The 1,129-nt window shown below is 51.3% G+C and carries 2 protein-coding genes; one reads left to right on the plus strand and one right to left on the minus strand.

Annotation, left to right across the window (positions count from 1 at the left end):
* Positions 1-931 (plus strand): hypothetical protein (locus KUF73_RS31245; RefSeq protein WP_218441781.1); only part of this gene is annotated, 931 nt, incomplete at its 5' end.
* On the opposite strand, the gene KUF73_RS31250 is transcribed toward KUF73_RS31245, so the two are convergent.
* Positions 923-1,129: integrase core domain-containing protein (locus KUF73_RS31250; protein ID WP_218441782.1), on the minus strand; the 207-nt coding region annotated here is incomplete at its 5' end. The genes KUF73_RS31245 and KUF73_RS31250 overlap by 9 nt on opposite strands.

The following is a 1,129-nucleotide window of genomic DNA, read 5'->3' on the forward strand; positions in this document are numbered from 1 at the left end:
GTGGGGGAGCGATGCGTTATTGCAAGTCGACGGCAAGACAGAGCCGGATGTTCTGGAACGAGGTGTTGTTTGCACCCGCGGAAAATCGCTAACACTGAAACTGTTTAATGAAAACCTGCTACTAAAAGGTTCATCCGTGGCACTTAAGTCGGCCGATGCCAAAGCATTAGGGCTAACCGTTAATCCGGACCTGAACAACGAACGCCTGATGGATGGCGATGAATTGTCTTGGGATCTCAATTCAACCGCCAGCGCCAAAAGTGGTTTGTTTAAGTTGCAGGTGCATTGTTCGAAACTTAAGCGTGACTGGGAAATTACCGGTCATATGCTTTCAGCGAATCTTAAGGATGAAGTTCAAAAAGTAGAGGTGAACAACAGTGAGGTTTCGGACTTCGGAGCAGTTTTTTTCCGTAAGGAAACCCGACCACTCACTGTGACCTTTGCAGAATCAATGCGTGGATTGAGCGTGATGTTGGAAGAAACGGGCAGTCCTGGTATGACTTACAACCCGCCGCTCAAGACGCTTCGAAAAGTCCCGGATAATCTGAAACTGGAATGGCAAGTGACTGGTGGTGATCGCAGCAGTGTGTTCGCGTTGCAGGTCGTTTGCGCCGATGTCGAGACACCATTGACCATTGAAAGTCGGGTACTGTCGAAAATTACTACCGATGAAATTCAGTCGCTGAAGATCAACGAAGAGCTTGTTGACCTCACTCGGCCTGAATTGCTGTTCTTTCGTGAAGGCACTTACATAGTAGAACTCGTCCCCAAGCCTGCAAGTTCATTGATTGGGTTGAATGTCGCGCTTAAAAAGGGGGGTGGGGCAGAGCTCGGCATGACCTATAACCCACCGTTAAATCAGGCACGAGCGCTCGAGCAAGCGGGTGGACTTGCCCCTACAAAACCGGACACCAACTCCCCGTTAAATTGATCCAACGGCCAAGCGCCTGAACTCCCTCGGCGAACGGTAGTTCAAAGCGCTGTGTGGATGCTGCTCGTTGTAGTGCTCGAAGGCAATTGCCAGGTTACGCAGCGCCGTTTCTCGATCCGGCTTGGGCATGTGCGCCACGTAATCGCGCTTGATCGTCTTCACGAAGCTCTCGGCCATGCCGTTGCTCTGTGGGCTGCG

This window comes from Pseudomonas sp. PD9R (assembly GCF_019200975.1).
In the GTDB taxonomy this organism is placed as follows: Bacteria; Pseudomonadota; Gammaproteobacteria; order Pseudomonadales; family Pseudomonadaceae; genus Aquipseudomonas.